This window comes from Devosia sp. CN2-171 (assembly GCF_049354815.1).
Classification (GTDB): domain Bacteria; phylum Pseudomonadota; class Alphaproteobacteria; order Rhizobiales; family Devosiaceae; genus Devosia_A.
Genome location: NZ_CP186479.1, coordinates 607,857 through 623,495, shown reverse-complemented (window position 1 = coordinate 623,495; position 15,639 = coordinate 607,857). Strand labels below are relative to the sequence as shown.

Sequence of the window (15,639 nt, the reverse complement as noted above, 5' to 3'; positions counted from 1 at the left end):
ATTGGCCCACCATGACCGCAACAAGACGCGGCATTGACCAGTCCGCTACCCGGTGGCCTAGTTCCGGGACAGCATAGGCCAAGCCGAGGGTCGGGGGGATGGAGCTCAGTTTCACGGCCACGATAATCGAGTGGCGGGGACCGGCGCCGTTCTTCTATGCGGTGATCCCGCCCGGCGAAAGCGCCGAGATCAGCCGCATCCGCAAGTCGGTGACCTACGGCTGGGGGGTGATCCCGGTAGTGGCGACGATCGATGGCATACGCTTCGAGACATCACTGTTCCCGCGGGACGGGAGCTACCTGCTGCCGCTCAAGGACGTAGTGCGAAGGCGCATAGGCGTGACGGTCGGCGATGTGGTCGAGGTCGAGATGGTCGTCGGCCGGGCTCCGCGTGAGCCCGACCTTTGAGCGTCACGCGGCCAATGGTAGCGTGAGGGTGCGGATTTCGTCGGCCACGAGGGCCTGCAGGGTCCAGAGGTTGCGATCGCGGATGCCGTGGGCGTCGAGGCGCTCGACGGTGTTGTAGAGGTACTGCGCCCCGGAACCCCAGTGACCGGCGGCCCGGGCGAGGGTGCGGGCGACGTCGGCAATGGGCAGGCGGCCGGCATAGTTCGCGCCGAGCGGCGAAGCGACGAAGGCGAGCGCAGTGAGCGGACCATCCGGCGTCCGCAGGGTGACCCAGCGCGGCACGTTGGTGGCCTGGACGTCGTCGGTCTCGCGGGCGAGAAGGCGCATCACCTGGCTGTGCGGATCGTCATCCGGCAGGCGATAGGCGAGGCCGGCGCAGGACCCGCCGCGCTCGAGCGCCATCATCAGGCCCGGGACTTCGCGCGTGCCCCGCCAGCGGGTGAGGCGCATGCAGAAGCGCCGGTGCCAGCCGCGGGCGAGGGCAGGGCGGGTTTCGAGATGCTCGAGCTCGGGCTTCCAGATCAGCGAGCCATAGGCGAAGAGCCAGAGCGGACCGCTGGGACGGGCGGCGAGCAGGCGGGTGGCAACCGCATGCAGTTCGGCCTCTGTCGGCTCACGCTGTCCGGGCAGGGGGCCCGGATCGGGTTCGAAGCGCTCGACGCGGGCGACGAGCTCGGCGGTCAGCGCCATGTGGGGACGAGGGGCAGGCATCGTCCATCTCCTCTGCGGCGCCCCCCGCGAGTGAGGGGGATATGACGGAGGCGGGCCTCCGGATCAAGTGTACCGATGGTACGGAAGCGGGCCTGCCACTGTTGCCGGACGCGACCATCCGGCAGGGCGGGCTAATCCTCCGTTCGCCCCGTGCCCTCGCGGTTGCCCTCGTAGCCGTGCTTGAGCGGGAAGGGCGGGAGCCAGGATTCGCGGCGGATGGTCCAGAGCTCGTAGGTCGGCGTCAGCTGGTCGGGAGCATCGAGGGCGCCGAGATGCAGTTCGATCTCGTCTTCGGAGCGCGAGAACACCGACGAGCCGCAGCGGGGGCAGAAATTCCGGCCGCGGTAGTCGTGCGTGACGCCCTCGATGGTGACGGCCGCCTCGGGGAAGATGGCGAAGGTCTGGAAGAGCGAGCCGGATTGCTTTCGGCAATCGAGGCAGTGGCAGATGCCGACCCGATAGGGTGTACCCGTGACGGTGACGCGGACATCGCCGCAGAGGCAGGAGGCGGTGAAGGTCATGTCGGCTCGCGGGGTCATGGCTGTCGGGCGACGCATGGTGCTCTCGCTGTTCTACCCCACGGCCCCCTCCTTGACACCCACCTCCCACCGGGCGTACCTAACCAATCAGTTAGCTAACCGATAAGTTAGGAACGGACGTGCAGCCCGACCAGCTCAGCCTCACCCTCTCGGCTATCGCCGATCCCACCCGCCGGGCCATCCTGATGCGGCTGATGGATGGGGAGGCGTCGGTGAAGGAGCTCGCGGCGCCGTTCGAGATGAGCATCCCGGCGATCTGCAAGCACCTGAAGGTGCTCGAAGGCGCTGGCCTCATCAGCCGCGGGCGCAACGCCCAGCTTCGGCCCTGCCGGCTCGAGGCGCAGCCGTTGCGGGAGGCCGTGGGGTGGATCGAGGAGTTCTCGAAACACTGGGACACGAGCCTCAACCGGCTTGATGGGCTGCTCGAGCGGCTGCAGTCGGCCGATCCGGCGGTCAGGAAGAACTGAGCCATGGACCGCGATCCGCTGGAACAGCGCGAGCTCGTCATCACCCGCCGTCTCAGGGCGCCGCGCGAGCTGGTGTGGCGGACGTTCGAGGATCCGTACCTGCTGGCGCAGTGGTGGGGGCCGGAGAATTTTACTTCCACCATCAGCAAGCTCGAGTTCCGCGCCGGGGGCGAGTGGCACGTCATTATGCATCGGCCCGATGGTGGGGAGCATCCGGTGCGCTACCAGTTCGTCGAGATCGTTGCGCCCGAGCGCATCGTCTACCGGCCGGTGCGCCCGCCCGATGCGGTCAACCCGCCGCCGACCTATCTCGCGACCCTCACCTTTGAAGCGCTCGGCAGGGAAACGGTGTTCACCATGCGCGCCGAGTTCGAGAGCGCCGCGAACCTCGCGGTGGCGATGACCGGCGGCTTCTACGAGGGCACGAACCAGGCCTTCGACAAGCTCGAGCGGCAGCTCGCGACGTCCTGATTTCGGGAGGAACCATCATGCTGAGACGCAGCCTCGTGATCCTTGCCTTTGTCGCTGCGGCCCTTGTCGCGGCGCCCGCCGTTGCCCCCGTCCTGGCCCAAACCGCAGGAGATAGTCCGATGAGCACCCCCTCGAGCACGGGAAAGGTCCCGGTCGGCGGCGCCGAGATCTACTACGAGATCCACGGCGCCGGCCCGCCGTTGGTGCTGCTGCATGGCGGCGTCGACCCGTCCCAGACTCTTGGCGCGCCGCTCGCCGCGATGGCGAAAACCCACAAGGTGATCGCCATCCATATGCGCGGCCACGGTTTCAGCACGGATACCGACGCGCCCTGGTCCGCCGAGGTGATGGCGGACGATGTCGCGGTGGTGCTCCGGCAGCTGGGCATCGGCAAGGCGCGCTTCATGGGCTATTCGCTCGGCGCCGGCGTGGCGCTGCAGGTTGCGTTCCGGCATCCGGAGCTGGTCGAGAAACTGGTGTCGGTCGCTGTGGATTACCGCACCGACGACGACTATCCCGAAGTCCGCGAGGCCTTCCGGCAATTGCCGGCCAATGCGGCGGCATACGGGCAACAACTCGCCAGTTCTCCCCTCGGAGAACTCTATCCAGACGTCGACTGGGAGAGGGTGTTTCGCAAGTCCGGAGAAATGGGCGAGCCCGAGTACGACTGGACAGAGGGCGTCAAGGGGATCACCGCGCCGGTGCTGCTGGTCTTCGCCGATGCGGATTCGATCCGGCCCGAGCACATGGTCGAATTCTGGAAGCTGCTCGGCGGCGGCCAGCATGACGCGGGGTTCGACGGCTCCCAGCGGCCCAGGAGCCAGCTCGCCATCATTCCCGGCACCACGCACTACAACCTGATCGCGTCGCCGATGCTCACGGAGGTGGCGACGGCGTTTCTGACGCAGTGAGCGGCGGCTGGCGCGCAAGTGGAGGGTGTGCCGAACCGTGATAGGGCGGAAGCAGTCGGCATGCCGGTGCATCCGGCGGCCAGTGGCCCCGGAGGGTGTCAAAGAGCTCTCCCCCTGATCAAGGGGTAAGCGACGTGCCGGCGAGGCGTTTGCCCCTCGCGGGTAGTCCGCAATGTAAGTGAGGCTCACGCCTCGCCGGCCGATCGGGGTTTTGGGCGTATGGCACGAAGGCTCGGGCGCATCCCGTGCCGCATCGCGAGGAACCTGCCGGCTGCGAACGGCCGGAATCCACCGGATACCGCCCCGCCTCTGCAGCTGCCTCATGCGTGGCAGCCTTGTCCCCTTGGGCCCTCCCGCATCGGAAAGCTCGCGCGTGCTAGCGGCGTCCCCGGCGAACCGGATCATGCCGTCGTGCTTTCGGCCTGATGGCGAACGACTCCACCACCACCCAACCTCCACCGCACCAACCACTCGTCATGATCTCGCTTCGGTGCAGCGGACGGGGGGAGAATCGCATGGGTTGGAGGGGAGGGGGATAAAAATCGTGAGGGCGCTGCGTGCCACCAACCCGGTGTCATCCCTGCGCAGGCAGGGATCCATTTCACCGCCCGCGCCAGCTGAGAGTTGGATCCCTGCCTGCGCAGGGATGACAGCCGGTGGGTGGGGCTGATTGTGCCCAGGCCGCACAGCCTCCGTTCTCTCAGTCGTCATCCGCGGACTTGATCCGCGGACCCAGCGATGGCTGCGGCATCCCATGGGTCCCCGGGTCGAGCCCGGGGATGACGGTGACAGGGGGGCGAGTTTGGTGAGTGCGGAGATATCCCACTGGGTCCCCGCTTTCGCGGGGTTGACGCCGGTGGGGTGGCTGGCTACTGGCCCTTGACGGACTTGATCAATCCAAGTTTCTCGAGCTTGTTCAGCGCGGTTATGGCCTTGGGGTTGCCGCCATTGGCCCTGGCGTCGAGAACCTTGAGCAGCGATGCCGCGTCGCTGGTGTCCCCGACCTCGACCAGCATGGTGATCGCCTTGACGTAGTCGGTCTTGAGGCAGGTCTTGCCCATCCGCATGCCGTGGAAGTAGAGCAGCGCCGCCTGGATCTTGCCGCTGCGGCTCTTGTCGGCATTGGCAAGGATCTGCTCGCAGGTCGGTAGCTTGGCCAGCTCGCGCTCGACGATGGTGGGATCGGCGATGGCCTGCAGCTGGTGCAGCGGCAGGAGCTTTTTGGGCGGGTCGAACGGCACTTTCTTGCGGCCGGCGAGACCGAACATGTCGCCCTTGACGGATTCGACGAGGGTGTTGTTGTAGACTGCCAGCGGCTCACACTCCCAGTCACCGCCGCGTGTCCCAGTGACCGGATTGCGGCTCTGTTTGCCGTAGCGGAAGCAGATATCGCTGCCTTCAGTCTTCCAGCTGCCGGGCAGGATTCTTGTGTTGCCGGGGTACCACAGCCAGGTGGCGCCATCGGCCGCCAGATACTCGACCTGCATGCCGTGACCTGGCGCAAAACTCTGCTGGGTCCTGTTGGCGAGCGAGGCCGCCGATGCCGAAGATATTGCCGTCAGCAGCAAGAGTACTGCAAATAACGTTGCGCGCATAAGACTGTCCCCAACACTGCATTTGCGAGTGCCATGAATAGCGCAGGGAAACAAGTGCTTACGGGACGGCGTGCTTACTCGAGCGGGCAGGGGTAGCGGCGCCCCGGCGAACCGGATCGTGCCGATGTGCTTTTGGCCTGGACCGACCCGACAGCCGACCCACCCAACCTCCACCGCACCAACCACTCGTCATGATCTCGCTTCGGTGCAGCGGACGAGGGGAGTGTGACATGGGGTGGAGGCGCGGGCATAAGTTTGCCTATGATTGTTTCTCGGGAGGAGCGTGCGATGTTTTTGGCTAGGTATTTCAACCTTTCTTACGGACGCGATGAAGCGCTCGAGTTCTTCGCGCTGTTCGGTCGCTTTGAGTTTGCGCTGAAGCGTGCTGGCTACCTAACCGATAAAGCCGACCCCAATTGGGACGCATTTGCAGGCGTCATCGGCGACCAGTTTTTCAAGGCATCACGTCAAAGAAAGGAAGTTGATGTGCTGTTTCGCAAGCCCGCCGGCAAGCTAGTGCAGGTTGATGGCGTACTAGAGTGGAAGGAAATGCCAACGCCCACCAATGGAGTCGAGCTAATCGTCCAGGTGCGCCGTATCAGGAACAATTTCTTCCACGGAGAAAAGGCAACGATGTCGCAGCGAGACGTCGAGTTGATAACTGCCGCTGGCTGCGTGCTTGAGGAGGCGTACTACGTGGCTGAGCGGTGTACAGAAATCGCGAAGTACTTTGAGGACTACACACCCGGAGGTCAGCAGTAAGCGGCAGCGCAAGGGCGTGCCGACGAATCGGCCAGCCTGCTGCTCTTGCCCAGCAGCTTTCAGTGCAGCAGACGATGAAAGCAGAACACAAGACTCTAGATGCTGGCATAAGCAGAAGTGCTATTGCGACGAGCCAAGTCAGGCCGCAATGTGGCCTTCGTTAAGGTAGATCGGCGCGCAGTGTCGCGTACACATCGTACGACTGTGAGGGGCAGTGAAACACAAATCCATCGATCTGGCAGCGGAAGTAAAGAGGGCGACTCTGCCAGACGGCTTGTACGGCTTATTGTTTCCGGTGTTCGAAGCGGTTTCCAACTCGTTCCATTCCGTCGAGGAGCGATGGGGTGATACCCTTGAGGACGAGGGAAGCATCAGTATCGAGTTTGATTTTGAAGCTCGACGTATATCGGTCACAGACAACGGTGTGGGCTTTGACGAAAAGAACCTGTCGGCATTCCTAACGCCTCTAACCGGCAACAAATATGAGCGGGGAGGAAAGGGCTTTGGACGCTTTATCGCGTTCAAGCTCTTCAACGAGGTGTACTATTCGTCGAGCGAAGCACGCGCTGGCGGTGTTCCATCGGGTGGCTCATACCGGTACGAACCCTTTGCTGAAGAAGACAACCTTATCGACGTCCCTCCGGAGACAGGCGCGGGCCGGCATCGCTTCGCGAGTGGCCTCACGGTCGTCTTAACCCGCCCCCTATCGGTTGCGCTGCCAATGTTCGAGCCAGGCAGCGACGTATATGCCGGTGAGTTCCCTCAGGACGCTATAGCCAAGGCTATTGTCGACCACTTCTTGATAGAGTTCATCCAGAGGAAGGTGCCGAAACGGCTATTGCTGGCGGTCCAGGGCGCTTCCGTGAACCTGTTTGACCAGTTCCATCAGTCTCTCTCGCTTGGTGGCACCAAGACCGAGCACCTTGAAATTGGAAAGACCAAATGGGCGTTCGAGTTTAGCTATTTTCGCGTCGGTGAGGATCAAGCGAAGAAGCATCGACTGTACTTTTACGCCAACAATAGAGCGGCAAGTGAGCTTGAAAACATATCCTCCGGACTGAACGACAAGCCTTTCGGCGAGAAAGGCGAAGGCGAGAGAGGGCGGTACTACTATCTTGTGGCCGTCTCCAGTGACTTCTTCGTTTCATCTCAATCTCGCGATCGGATCACTAATCTTCACGGCAAGATCGAGCTTCAGGGAAAAAAGAAGTCGATCAAGGATCATCTGATCGCCTTGGCCAAACAGCACATACTAGAGATTGAGCGGGCCTACACCGCCGATCGTAGGGCAAAGATGGTCGCTGATGTTGAGCACCTAATTGCCGTGGACCCGCTCCTCAGGCGCGGCCTCGGTGATAAGTCCGCAACAGAGTTTGTGGAGAAACGCTCGATAACAGAAAGTAAGGAGCAATTGGCTCAAGATCTTTTCGTCGAGAGGTTCCGTAGAAAGTTTGATTTCACCAAACTAGACAAAGATGCGAGCATCGAAGAGTTGGTTAATCTGGTCAAAACCCAAATTCCTGCTGACGCAAAGGAAGCGCTAGCGGTCTATGTGGCATATCGCAATCACGTAATACGCATATTTAGGGAGTTGTTGAAACGACACGATGATCGGTTGGCGACCGAGGACAAGGTCCATCAGCTTATCTACCCGCGCTATAAGGATAGCGAAGAGATCGATTACAGTTCACACAACCTGTGGCTGCTGGATGACGATCTCGCTTACGCGCAGTATATTTCTAGCGACCGCACGCCGGACGGATCTCATCGCGCAAAGGGACAGTACGCGCACGATCTCCTGGTCAACAATGAAAACGAGTTGATGGTTGTTGAGATGAAGCGGCCACAAAAGACCGGGTATGCGTCCGACAGTGATAGCCACACCAACGACCCCGTCGATCAGTTGAAAAAGCAGATCGCCGATATTCGCAAGAAAGGGCGGGTCAAGACGTCAAGCGGTAGAGAAATTATCATTCCCGCTGGCCGGATGGTGAGGGGGTATGTGTTGGCCGACTGGAACGAGAATCTGGAAAGCTACCTTGAGCTAGAGGACTTCACCGTCACGAACTACGGAGGACAGATGGCCTACCGCTACTACAAGGCTCTCAACCTTATGTTGGAAGTGGTGGCCTTTGACCGGCTCGTCGATCGAGCAAGCAATCGCAACGAGGCGTTTGTCCAGATGCTGGAAGGCCGATCCTCGTACGATAGGCATCCCAAAAGTACTCTCGCCAGCTTGGCTGAGTCGGCGGAGAGTCGGACGGCGAGCTAGGGGGCGTTCATTGCTGCTGAAGCGCGATCATACAACGTAAAATAAGGTCCCGTGTTCGGGACCTTATTTTCCAGTGTGAGCCAGTGGCCGTTGCGGCGGCGGCGGCGGCCGTTAACTCAACTGCACCCAGTCGTTGTCCCACAATCCTCACAAACCATGCAGTGGCCGCTCACCTTCATCCGCATCGAATTGCAGTTGCTGCACTGGTCGCCCGTATAGCCCTGCATCAGGGCCTGGGCCCGTAGCTGACCCGCGTCCTGCTGGGTCGGCGGGCTTGGGATGGGGTTGAGTTCGGCTTCGTTGAGGACGGTGGGGCTCGTTTCGATCTTGAGGGCAGTGGCGGCCTTGAGGGCCGTGACGGTGCTCGTCTGCATCGAAGCGACTGGGTTGTAGGCCGTCGCGGCCGAGAGGCCTCCCGAGACCAGCATCAGGTTCTGGTCCTTCATCTTGCCGCGGGTCATGCCGCGGGAGACGAGGTTCTGGGCCGGGACCGGGGCAGGGCGCTGGCCTTCGCCGGTCGGGGCGAGGGCCGTGGGGGTGTCGGTGTGGACATGGGCCAGATCCTCGCGGTCGAGATAGCTCACGGCCAGCTCGCGGAAGATGTAGTCGAGGATCGAGGTGGCGTTCTTGATCCGGTCGTTGCCCATCACCATGCCGGCCGGCTCGAACCGGGTGAAGGTGAAGGCCTCCACGTACTCGTCGAGCGGCACGCCATACTGCAGGCCGAGCGAGATCGAGATGGCAAAGTTGTTCATCATGGCGCGGAAGGCGGCGCCTTCCTTGTGCATGTCGATGAAGATTTCGCCCAGGCGCCCGTCGTCGAACTCGCCGGTGCGCAGGTAGACCTTGTGGCCGCCGATATTGGCTTTCTGGGTGTAGCCCTTGCGGCGGTTCGGCAGCTTTTCGCGCTCGCGCGAGACGCGCTCGACGATGCGCTCGACGATCTTTTCGGTGATCTGCGGCACGCGCGCCATCTGGTTGGCGGCGAGCAGCGTCTCGGCCGCATCCTCGTCCTCGTCATCCTCTTCATCGGCGAGGATCGAGGAATTGAGCGGCTGCGAAAGCTTGGAGCCATCGCGGTAGAGCGCGTTGGCCTTGAGCGCCAGGCGCCAGCTGAGCTGGTAAGCCTCCTTGGCGTCGGCGACCGTGGCGTCGTTCGGCATGTTGATGGTCTTGGAGATCGCGCCCGAGATGAACGGCTGCGCGGCCGCCATCATCAGGATGTGGCTCTCGACCGAGAGATAGCGCTTGCCGGTCTTGCCGCAGGGATTGGCGCAATCGAAGACGGGCAGGTGCTCGTCTTTGAGGAAGGGCGCGCCCTCGAGCGTCATCGAGCCGCAGACATGGATGTTGGCGGCCTCGATGTCCTTCTTGGAGAAGCCGAGGAAGGCCAGCAGGTCGAACGTCATGTCGCCGAGCTGGGCATCGGTGACGCCGAGGCTCTTGAGGAAATCGGCGCCGAGCGTCCACTGGTTGAAGATGAACTTGATGTCGAAGGCCGACTTGGTCGCGGCGTTGAGCGCGGCAATCTTGTCGTCGGTAAAGCCCTTGGCGCGGAGCGTCGAGGGATTGATGCCCGGCGCCTGGTTCAGGTTGCCGTGGCCGACCGCATAAGCCTCGATCTCGGCGATCTGGCTCTCGGAATAGCCGAGGGTGCGCAGCGCCGGGGGCACCGCATTGTTGATGATCTTGAAGTAGCCGCCACCGGCCAGCTTCTTGAACTTCACCAGGGCGAAATCGGGCTCGATGCCGGTGGTGTCGCAATCCATGACGAGGCCGATCGTGCCGGTGGGGGCGATCACCGAGACCTGCGCGTTGCGGTAGCCGTGCTTTTCGCCGAGCGACAGGGCATCGTCCCACACGGCCTTGGCGCGGGTGGAGAGCACGTCGTCGCCGATCGAGCCGTGGTCGAGGGCGACAGGGTTGATCGACAGGCCCTCGTAGCCCTCGGTACGGCCATAGGCGGCGGTGCGGTGGTTACGGATGACGCGAAGCATGTGCTTGGCGTTGCGCGGATAATCCTGGAACGCCCCGAGCTCGCCGGCCATTTCGGCGGAGGTGGCATAGGAGACGCCGGTCATGACGGCGGTGATGGCGCCGGCAATGGCGCGGCCCTGGGCCGAGTCATACGGAATGCCGGAGGTCATCAGCAGGCCGCCGATATTGGCGTAGCCGATGCCCAGCGTGCGGTAGATGTAGCTGCGCTCGGCGATGGCCTTGGACGGGAACTGCGCCATCATCACCGAGACCTCGAGGACGACGGTCCACAGGCGGCAGGTGTGCTCGAACGCGGCGACGTCGAAGGACGAGTCGGCGTTGCGGTAGGGGAGCAGGTTCACCGACGCGAGGTTACAGGCCGTGTCGTCGAGGAACATGTATTCCGAGCACGGGTTCGAGGCGACGATCTCGCCGGCTTCCGGGCTGGTGTGCCACTCGTTGATGGTGGTGTGGAAATGGATGCCCGGATCGGCCGAGGCCCAGGCGGCGTAGCCGATCTGCTCCCACAGGTCGCGGGCCTTGACGGTCTTCACGACCTTGCCGGCCTTGGTGCGGCTGAGGAGGTTCCAGTCGCCATCGGTCTCGACGGCCTTGAGGAAATCGTCGGTGACGCGGACGGAGTTGTTCGAGTTCTGGCCCGAGACGGTGAGGTACGCCTCGCTGTCCCAGTCGGTGTCGTAGACCGGGAAATCGATGTCCGTGTAGCCCTGGCGGGCGAACTGGATGACGCGCTGGATGTAGTTCTCCGGCACGAGCGCTTTCTTCGCGGCGCGGACTTCGCGCTTCAGCGCCGGGTTCCTGGTGACGTCGAAGCAGTCGTCGCCATTGCCTTCGCAATTGACGGCGGCCTTCATGATGGCCTTGAGGGCCTTCGACACGACCTTGGAGCCGGTGACGAGAGCAGCGACCTTCTGCTCCTCCTTCACCTTCCAGTTGATGTAGTCCTCGATATCGGGGTGATCGATATCGATCACCACCATCTTGGCGGCGCGACGGGTGGTGCCGCCCGACTTGATGGCGCCGGCAGCGCGGTCGCCGATCTTCAAAAAGCTCATCAGGCCCGACGACTTGCCGCCGCCCGAGAGGCGCTCGCCTTCGCCGCGGAGTTTCGAGAAGTTCGAGCCGGTGCCCGAACCATACTTGAACAGACGCGCCTCACGCACCCACAGGTCCATGATGCCGCCCTCGTTGACGAGGTCGTCGCTCACCGACTGGATGAAACAGGCATGCGGCTGCGGATGCTCGTAGGCCGATTTCGACGAGACGAGCTTGCCGCTGAAGGGGTCGACATAGAAGTGGCCCTGGCCGGGGCCATCGATGCCATAGGCCCAGTGCAGGCCGGTGTTGAACCACTGCGGGGAATTCGGCGCCACGCGCTGCGTCGCCAGCATGAAGCAGAGCTCATCGAAGAAGGCGCGCGCATCCTCCTCGGTGGCGAAATACTTGCCCTTCCAGCCCCAGTAGGTCCAGGTGCCGGCGAGACGCTCGAAGACCTGGCGGCTGTCGGTTTCCGAACCGTAGCGCTCAGCCTCGGGGAGTTTTGCCAGGGCCTTCTCGTCGGGGACCGAACGCCACAGCCAGGAGGGAACGTCGTTTTCCTCGACGCGTCTCAGGATCTTGGCGACGCCGGCCTTGCGGAAATACTTCTGGGCGATGATGTCGGCAGCGACCTGCGACCAGGTCGAGGGGACCTGCATGCCTTCGAGCTTGAACACGATCGAGCCGTCGGGGTTCTTGATCTCACTCGTCACCGAGCGAAAATCGATCCCCGCATAGGCGCTGTCGTTGGCTTTCGTGAACCGGCGTTCGATGCGCATTTGCTATACATTTCCCAAAATGAGCGGACAGGAAAGCCCGCGGACCGCCAATGACGGTCTCTGCCTCTTCGTATGACGCTGTCTAACGGCCGTGAAAAACAGCCAAGGAGCCCCGTTTGGGACCTTCAGCGAACTGCCGCCGCCGCTTGGTCCCGATCGTCCGTCGCGCCGTCTCGATGAGCCCGGCGCAACCTCTATAGGGTTCACCCGTCTCATCGAGTCGGTCAATGCCGAGGCATGATCACAACACACAACCGGTAGTGGCATTGCCTTACTCCGACGTCTAAATCCAGTATCTCATATGTGGATTGCGGGGAAAAGTTCCAAGCACGATTCGGCGCCGGTGAAGGTCAATTTTGTGTACTTCAGGCCCAGATGGTACTGCCGGAATCGGTCGTAAACCTCAGGAAATTAGCCACTCTTTTGCCATCTTTGAGCGACGCGCGAAGGTGAGCATCGGGCGCTAAGCGAAGGGCCGATTTCGGTGCGCAACGTGTCAAGCGCAATATTTCCGTCACAAACGCGATGACCATAGACGGCCCCTGGGGGAGGTGCGGCACACAATAGGTAGTTGCCGGGATGTCCCTTCGTAGCGGGAATGCCCCTAGGCGTCGCAACGCCTGCATGCTAGAGGCAGACGACCTTGGCAGACGGGCGATTTGGCCCGCCGAATACGGACGGACGGCATGGCACGCGACAATCGCGACGAGTTCAGCTGGAAGGATTTCCTGCTCGAAATTCTCACCTGGTGGCGGGGCAATACGTGGGGCACCCGGTTCTGGATCGCGACCAAGGGCGAGTATGTCGGCACCGACGAGGTGGGCAACCGCTACTACCGCTCGAGGAAGGGCGCCAAGCCCGGCCCGAACGGCTACGAGCGCCGCATGGTGGCCTATGCCGGCGGCTACGCCGAATCCTCGACCATTCCGCCCGGCTGGTATGGCTGGATGCACTACCGCACCAATACCCCGCCGACCGAGACCGAGTACCAGCCGCGCGCGTGGGAGCAGCCGCACCAGCCGAACCTGACCGGCACGGCGGCGGCCTATCGTCCGGATGGGAGCCTCCTCAGCAAGGGCGAGCGTCCGCGCGTCAGCGCCGACTACGACGCCTGGTCGCCCGAGTAAGTCCGACCTCTATCGGGAAGCCCATGCTTATGGTCCGCAAGGCACTTGCCGCCTTCATCGCCGTGCTCGCCCTCGTGGCGCCCGCGATGGCGGAGACGATCGCCAATCCGGTGGCGCAGTTCTCCGGCCTCGACAAGATCACGGGCCGGATCACCGGCTTTGACGTCTATATCAACGAGACGGTGCAGTTCGGCGCCCTGCAGATCACGCCGCGCGCCTGCTACACGCGGCCACCGACCGAAACGCAGCGCACCAGCGTGTTCGTAGAGGTGGACCAGGTGGCGCTGACCGGCAAGATCGAGCGGATATTCACAGGCTGGATGTTTGCCGACAGCCCGGCGCTCAATGCCATCGACCACGCGGTCTACGATATCTGGCTGCTCGACTGTAAGCAGAGCTCCGACGTGCCACCACCGGATGCGCCAGCCGCACCGCCGGCCGAGGGACAGCCGGACAACCGCGGCTAGGCCTTCGATGCGCGGTGGCGCAATCACCAAAGATGTCATCCCTGCGCAGGCAGGGATCCAACTCTCAGCCAGCGCCTGCGGCGGCTTGGATCCCTGCCTTCGCAGGGATGATACCGAGCGGGGGGCGCCTGCCCAGACCAATCAACTTCCGCCCGTACCTCGTTGACAAGCGCACGTGGCACGTATTTAACATTCGCGTTATTTAACGTATGCGTGAAATATGACTTCAACTCAACTCGCCCAGACCTTTGCTGCCTTGGCAGATCCGACGCGCCTCGCCATCCTCGAGCGCCTGAGCCAAGGCGAGGCATCGGTGAGCGAGCTCACCGAGCCGTTCGATATTTCCATGCCCGCCATTTCCCGGCATCTCAAAGTGCTGGAACATGCGGGGCTGGTGGTGCGGACACGGCAGGCGCAGTGGCGACCGGTGCAGCTGAACGCGGCGCCGCTCGCGGAGGTGTCGGGCTGGGTTGAGCGCTACCGGCGGCACTGGGAGCAGAATTTCGCGCGCATGGATGCCTATCTGGCGGAGCTGCAGGCAGGGGACCCGGATGGCCCGAAACAGTAGCGCGACGGCGGAACAGCTCGCCCTGGTGCTGAACATCGACCGGGTGTTCGACGCACCGCGGGAGCTGGTGTGGCGGCTCTGGCGCGATCCAGAGCACATGATCCGCTGGCACGGGCCGGAGGGCTATGCCCTGCTCGAATGCGAAATCGACTTCCGGGTCGGCGGTAAGTGGCGCCGCTGCATGAGCAACGGGCCGGGGCACCAGCACTGGATCCACGGCGAGTATCTCGAGATCGACGAGCCGGGCCGCCTCAGCTTCACCTACATCAACGACGCCGATGGGTTCGAGACCGTCGTAACGATGGAGTTCCTCGAAGCCGAGGGCGGCCGGACACGCATGTTGTTCGAGCAGACCCCATTCCTCAACCGCGAGGAACGCGACGGTCACGGCTGGGGCTGGAACAGCGGGTTCAATACATTCGCCAGCTATTTGCTGCTGTTTGAGGATGATGACTGGCGCCCGAAAGGGCGACCGCGCAGCGACGGAGTGACCGAGGACATTGCCGAGGCGCGGGAGCGGCAGAGGCAGGCAACGGAGGAAAGCCGGAATGGCGATAGAGCCGAAGATCGTTGAGCGGGCCGCCACGCCGTATGTGGCGGTGCGAAGGGCGGTGACGATTCCCTTCGGGGAGGTGATACCCGGGATCATGGAGAAGCTGTTCGCTGAAGTGAATAAGAAGCGTCTGCAACCAGATGGACCTGTGTTCTTCAAGTACAACTTCATCAACATGCCTGAGCTCGAGATCGATTTTGGTGTCCCTCTCGCCAGGCAGGTGGAGGCGGCAGGCGAACTCGTCGCCGGCGTGCTGCCGGCAGGGCGCTATGTCCAGCTCATTCATTTCGGTCACTACGACAGGCTGATCGACGCGACGGGCTTCCTGATCCGCTGGGCGCGGGAGCAGGGCATCCGCTGGGACGCGATCGAGACCCCGGAGGGCGATACGTTTGTGTCGCGGCTGGAGACTTACCCCAACGGGCCGCACGACGAGCCCGATCCGGACAAGTGGGAAACCATCATCGAGATCAAGCTCAGGGACTGATGCCATGCTGCTCGAGGGCAAGACGGCAATTGTCTATGGCGGCAGCGGCGCGGTGGGCGGCGCCGTCGCCAAGGCCTTCGCACGGGAAGGTGCGCAGGTGTTTCTCGCGGCGCGGAAGCTCGAGCGGCTGCAGGTGGTGGCCGGCGAGATTGCCGCGGCCGGCGGTCGCGCCGAGTTCGCTGCGGTGGATGCAACCGACAAGGACGCGGTGGAAGCGCACCTCGCTGGCGTCGTCGACCGCGCAGGGCCGGTCAGGCTGATGTTCAATGCTATCGACTGGGGCGACACGCAGGGCCAGCCGTTGGTCGAGATGGACATCGCCCGCTTCCTGCGCCCAATGCAGACCTCGCTGACCACCTGGTTCCACACCGGCACTGCGCTGGCGCGGCACATGGCGCAGAATGGCGGTGGGGTGATCGTTGGCATCACCGCCAATGCCGGGCGCGAGGCCTTCAGCCATGTCGCGGCTTCGGCATCGCCTGTGCGG

At 63.0% G+C, this 15,639-nt stretch carries 15 protein-coding genes and 1 pseudogene; 12 read left to right on the top strand and 4 right to left on the bottom strand.

Features of this window, described 5'->3' with window-relative positions:
- Positions 1–98: 98 nt before the first annotated feature.
- On the top strand, positions 99–407 hold the full coding sequence (locus ACOYW5_RS03225) for a DUF1905 domain-containing protein (protein ID WP_423067821.1): 309 nt from the start codon (positions 99–101) through the stop codon (positions 405–407).
- A gap of 3 nt (positions 408–410) precedes the next feature.
- On the opposite strand, the gene ACOYW5_RS03220 is transcribed toward ACOYW5_RS03225, so the two are convergent.
- Both ACOYW5_RS03220 and ACOYW5_RS03215 read right to left on the bottom strand, forming a co-directional pair.
- Positions 411–1,118 carry a gamma-glutamylcyclotransferase gene (locus ACOYW5_RS03220; RefSeq protein ID WP_423067820.1) on the bottom strand — a complete coding sequence of 236 codons (708 nt, stop codon included), beginning with the start codon at positions 1,116–1,118 and terminating at the stop codon, positions 411–413.
- A gap of 131 nt (positions 1,119–1,249) precedes the next feature.
- Entirely contained in the window at positions 1,250–1,675 is a 426-nt protein-coding gene (locus ACOYW5_RS03215; RefSeq protein WP_423067819.1) for a GFA family protein, read from the bottom strand.
- Positions 1,676–1,776: 101 nt separating this feature from the next.
- Here ACOYW5_RS03215 and ACOYW5_RS03210 point away from each other — a divergent pair, with 101 nt between their 5' ends.
- From ACOYW5_RS03210 to ACOYW5_RS03200, 3 genes are all read left to right on the top strand, one after another.
- On the top strand, positions 1,777–2,124 hold the full coding sequence (locus ACOYW5_RS03210) for an ArsR/SmtB family transcription factor (protein ID WP_423067818.1): 348 nt from the start codon (positions 1,777–1,779) through the stop codon (positions 2,122–2,124).
- A 3-nt stretch (positions 2,125–2,127) separates the two neighbouring features.
- Positions 2,128–2,595: an SRPBCC domain-containing protein gene (locus tag ACOYW5_RS03205; protein WP_423067817.1), complete on the top strand. Its 468-nt coding sequence runs from the start codon at positions 2,128–2,130 to the stop codon at positions 2,593–2,595.
- Between the two features lie 119 nt (positions 2,596–2,714).
- Positions 2,715–3,506, top strand: a complete 792-nt coding sequence (locus ACOYW5_RS03200) for an alpha/beta fold hydrolase (RefSeq protein ID WP_423067816.1) — start codon at positions 2,715–2,717, stop codon at positions 3,504–3,506.
- An 869-nt stretch (positions 3,507–4,375) separates the two neighbouring features.
- Here ACOYW5_RS03200 and ACOYW5_RS03195 read toward each other — a convergent pair.
- The gene (locus tag ACOYW5_RS03195; protein WP_423067815.1) at positions 4,376–5,074 is read right to left on the bottom strand and encodes a hypothetical protein; all 699 of its coding nucleotides are present in this window, start codon (positions 5,072–5,074) and stop codon (positions 4,376–4,378) included.
- Between the two features lie 315 nt (positions 5,075–5,389).
- Here ACOYW5_RS03195 and ACOYW5_RS03190 point away from each other — a divergent pair, with 315 nt between their 5' ends.
- Positions 5,390–5,863, top strand: a complete 474-nt coding sequence (locus tag ACOYW5_RS03190) for a hypothetical protein (RefSeq protein WP_423067814.1) — start codon at positions 5,390–5,392, stop codon at positions 5,861–5,863.
- 214 nt (positions 5,864–6,077) lie between these two features.
- Positions 6,078–8,135: an ATP-binding protein gene (locus ACOYW5_RS03185; RefSeq protein ID WP_423067813.1), complete on the top strand. Its 2,058-nt coding sequence runs from the start codon at positions 6,078–6,080 to the stop codon at positions 8,133–8,135.
- Positions 8,136–8,251: 116 nt separating this feature from the next.
- Here ACOYW5_RS03185 and ACOYW5_RS03180 read toward each other — a convergent pair whose 3' ends face one another.
- Positions 8,252–11,950: a vitamin B12-dependent ribonucleotide reductase gene (locus tag ACOYW5_RS03180; protein WP_423067812.1), complete on the bottom strand. Its 3,699-nt coding sequence runs from the start codon at positions 11,948–11,950 to the stop codon at positions 8,252–8,254.
- Positions 11,951–12,636: 686 nt separating this feature from the next.
- Between ACOYW5_RS03180 and ACOYW5_RS03175 the strand changes: the two genes are divergently transcribed.
- From ACOYW5_RS03175 to ACOYW5_RS03150, 6 genes and pseudogenes are all read left to right on the top strand, one after another.
- On the top strand, positions 12,637–13,077 hold the full coding sequence (locus ACOYW5_RS03175; RefSeq protein WP_423067811.1) for an NADH:ubiquinone oxidoreductase subunit NDUFA12: 441 nt from the start codon (positions 12,637–12,639) through the stop codon (positions 13,075–13,077).
- A gap of 23 nt (positions 13,078–13,100) precedes the next feature.
- Complete coding sequence (locus ACOYW5_RS03170; RefSeq protein ID WP_423067810.1) at positions 13,101–13,544, top strand: DUF2155 domain-containing protein; 444 nt, start codon at positions 13,101–13,103, stop codon at positions 13,542–13,544.
- Positions 13,545–13,764: 220 nt separating this feature from the next.
- Positions 13,765–14,112 (top strand): ArsR/SmtB family transcription factor, encoded by a 348-nt coding sequence (locus ACOYW5_RS03165; protein ID WP_423067809.1) that lies wholly within the window; start codon positions 13,765–13,767, stop codon positions 14,110–14,112.
- Complete coding sequence (locus ACOYW5_RS03160) at positions 14,096–14,686, top strand: SRPBCC family protein (protein WP_423067808.1); 591 nt, start codon at positions 14,096–14,098, stop codon at positions 14,684–14,686. The genes ACOYW5_RS03165 and ACOYW5_RS03160 overlap by 17 nt, the downstream gene beginning before the upstream one ends.
- The gene (locus ACOYW5_RS03155) at positions 14,661–15,152 is read left to right on the top strand and encodes a GyrI-like domain-containing protein (RefSeq protein WP_423067807.1); all 492 of its coding nucleotides are present in this window, start codon (positions 14,661–14,663) and stop codon (positions 15,150–15,152) included. Before ACOYW5_RS03160 ends, ACOYW5_RS03155 begins: the two co-directional genes overlap by 26 nt.
- A gap of 4 nt (positions 15,153–15,156) precedes the next feature.
- Positions 15,157–15,561, top strand: a pseudogene (locus ACOYW5_RS03150) (SDR family NAD(P)-dependent oxidoreductase); the annotation flags it as partial.
- Positions 15,562–15,639: the final 78 nt, after the last annotated feature.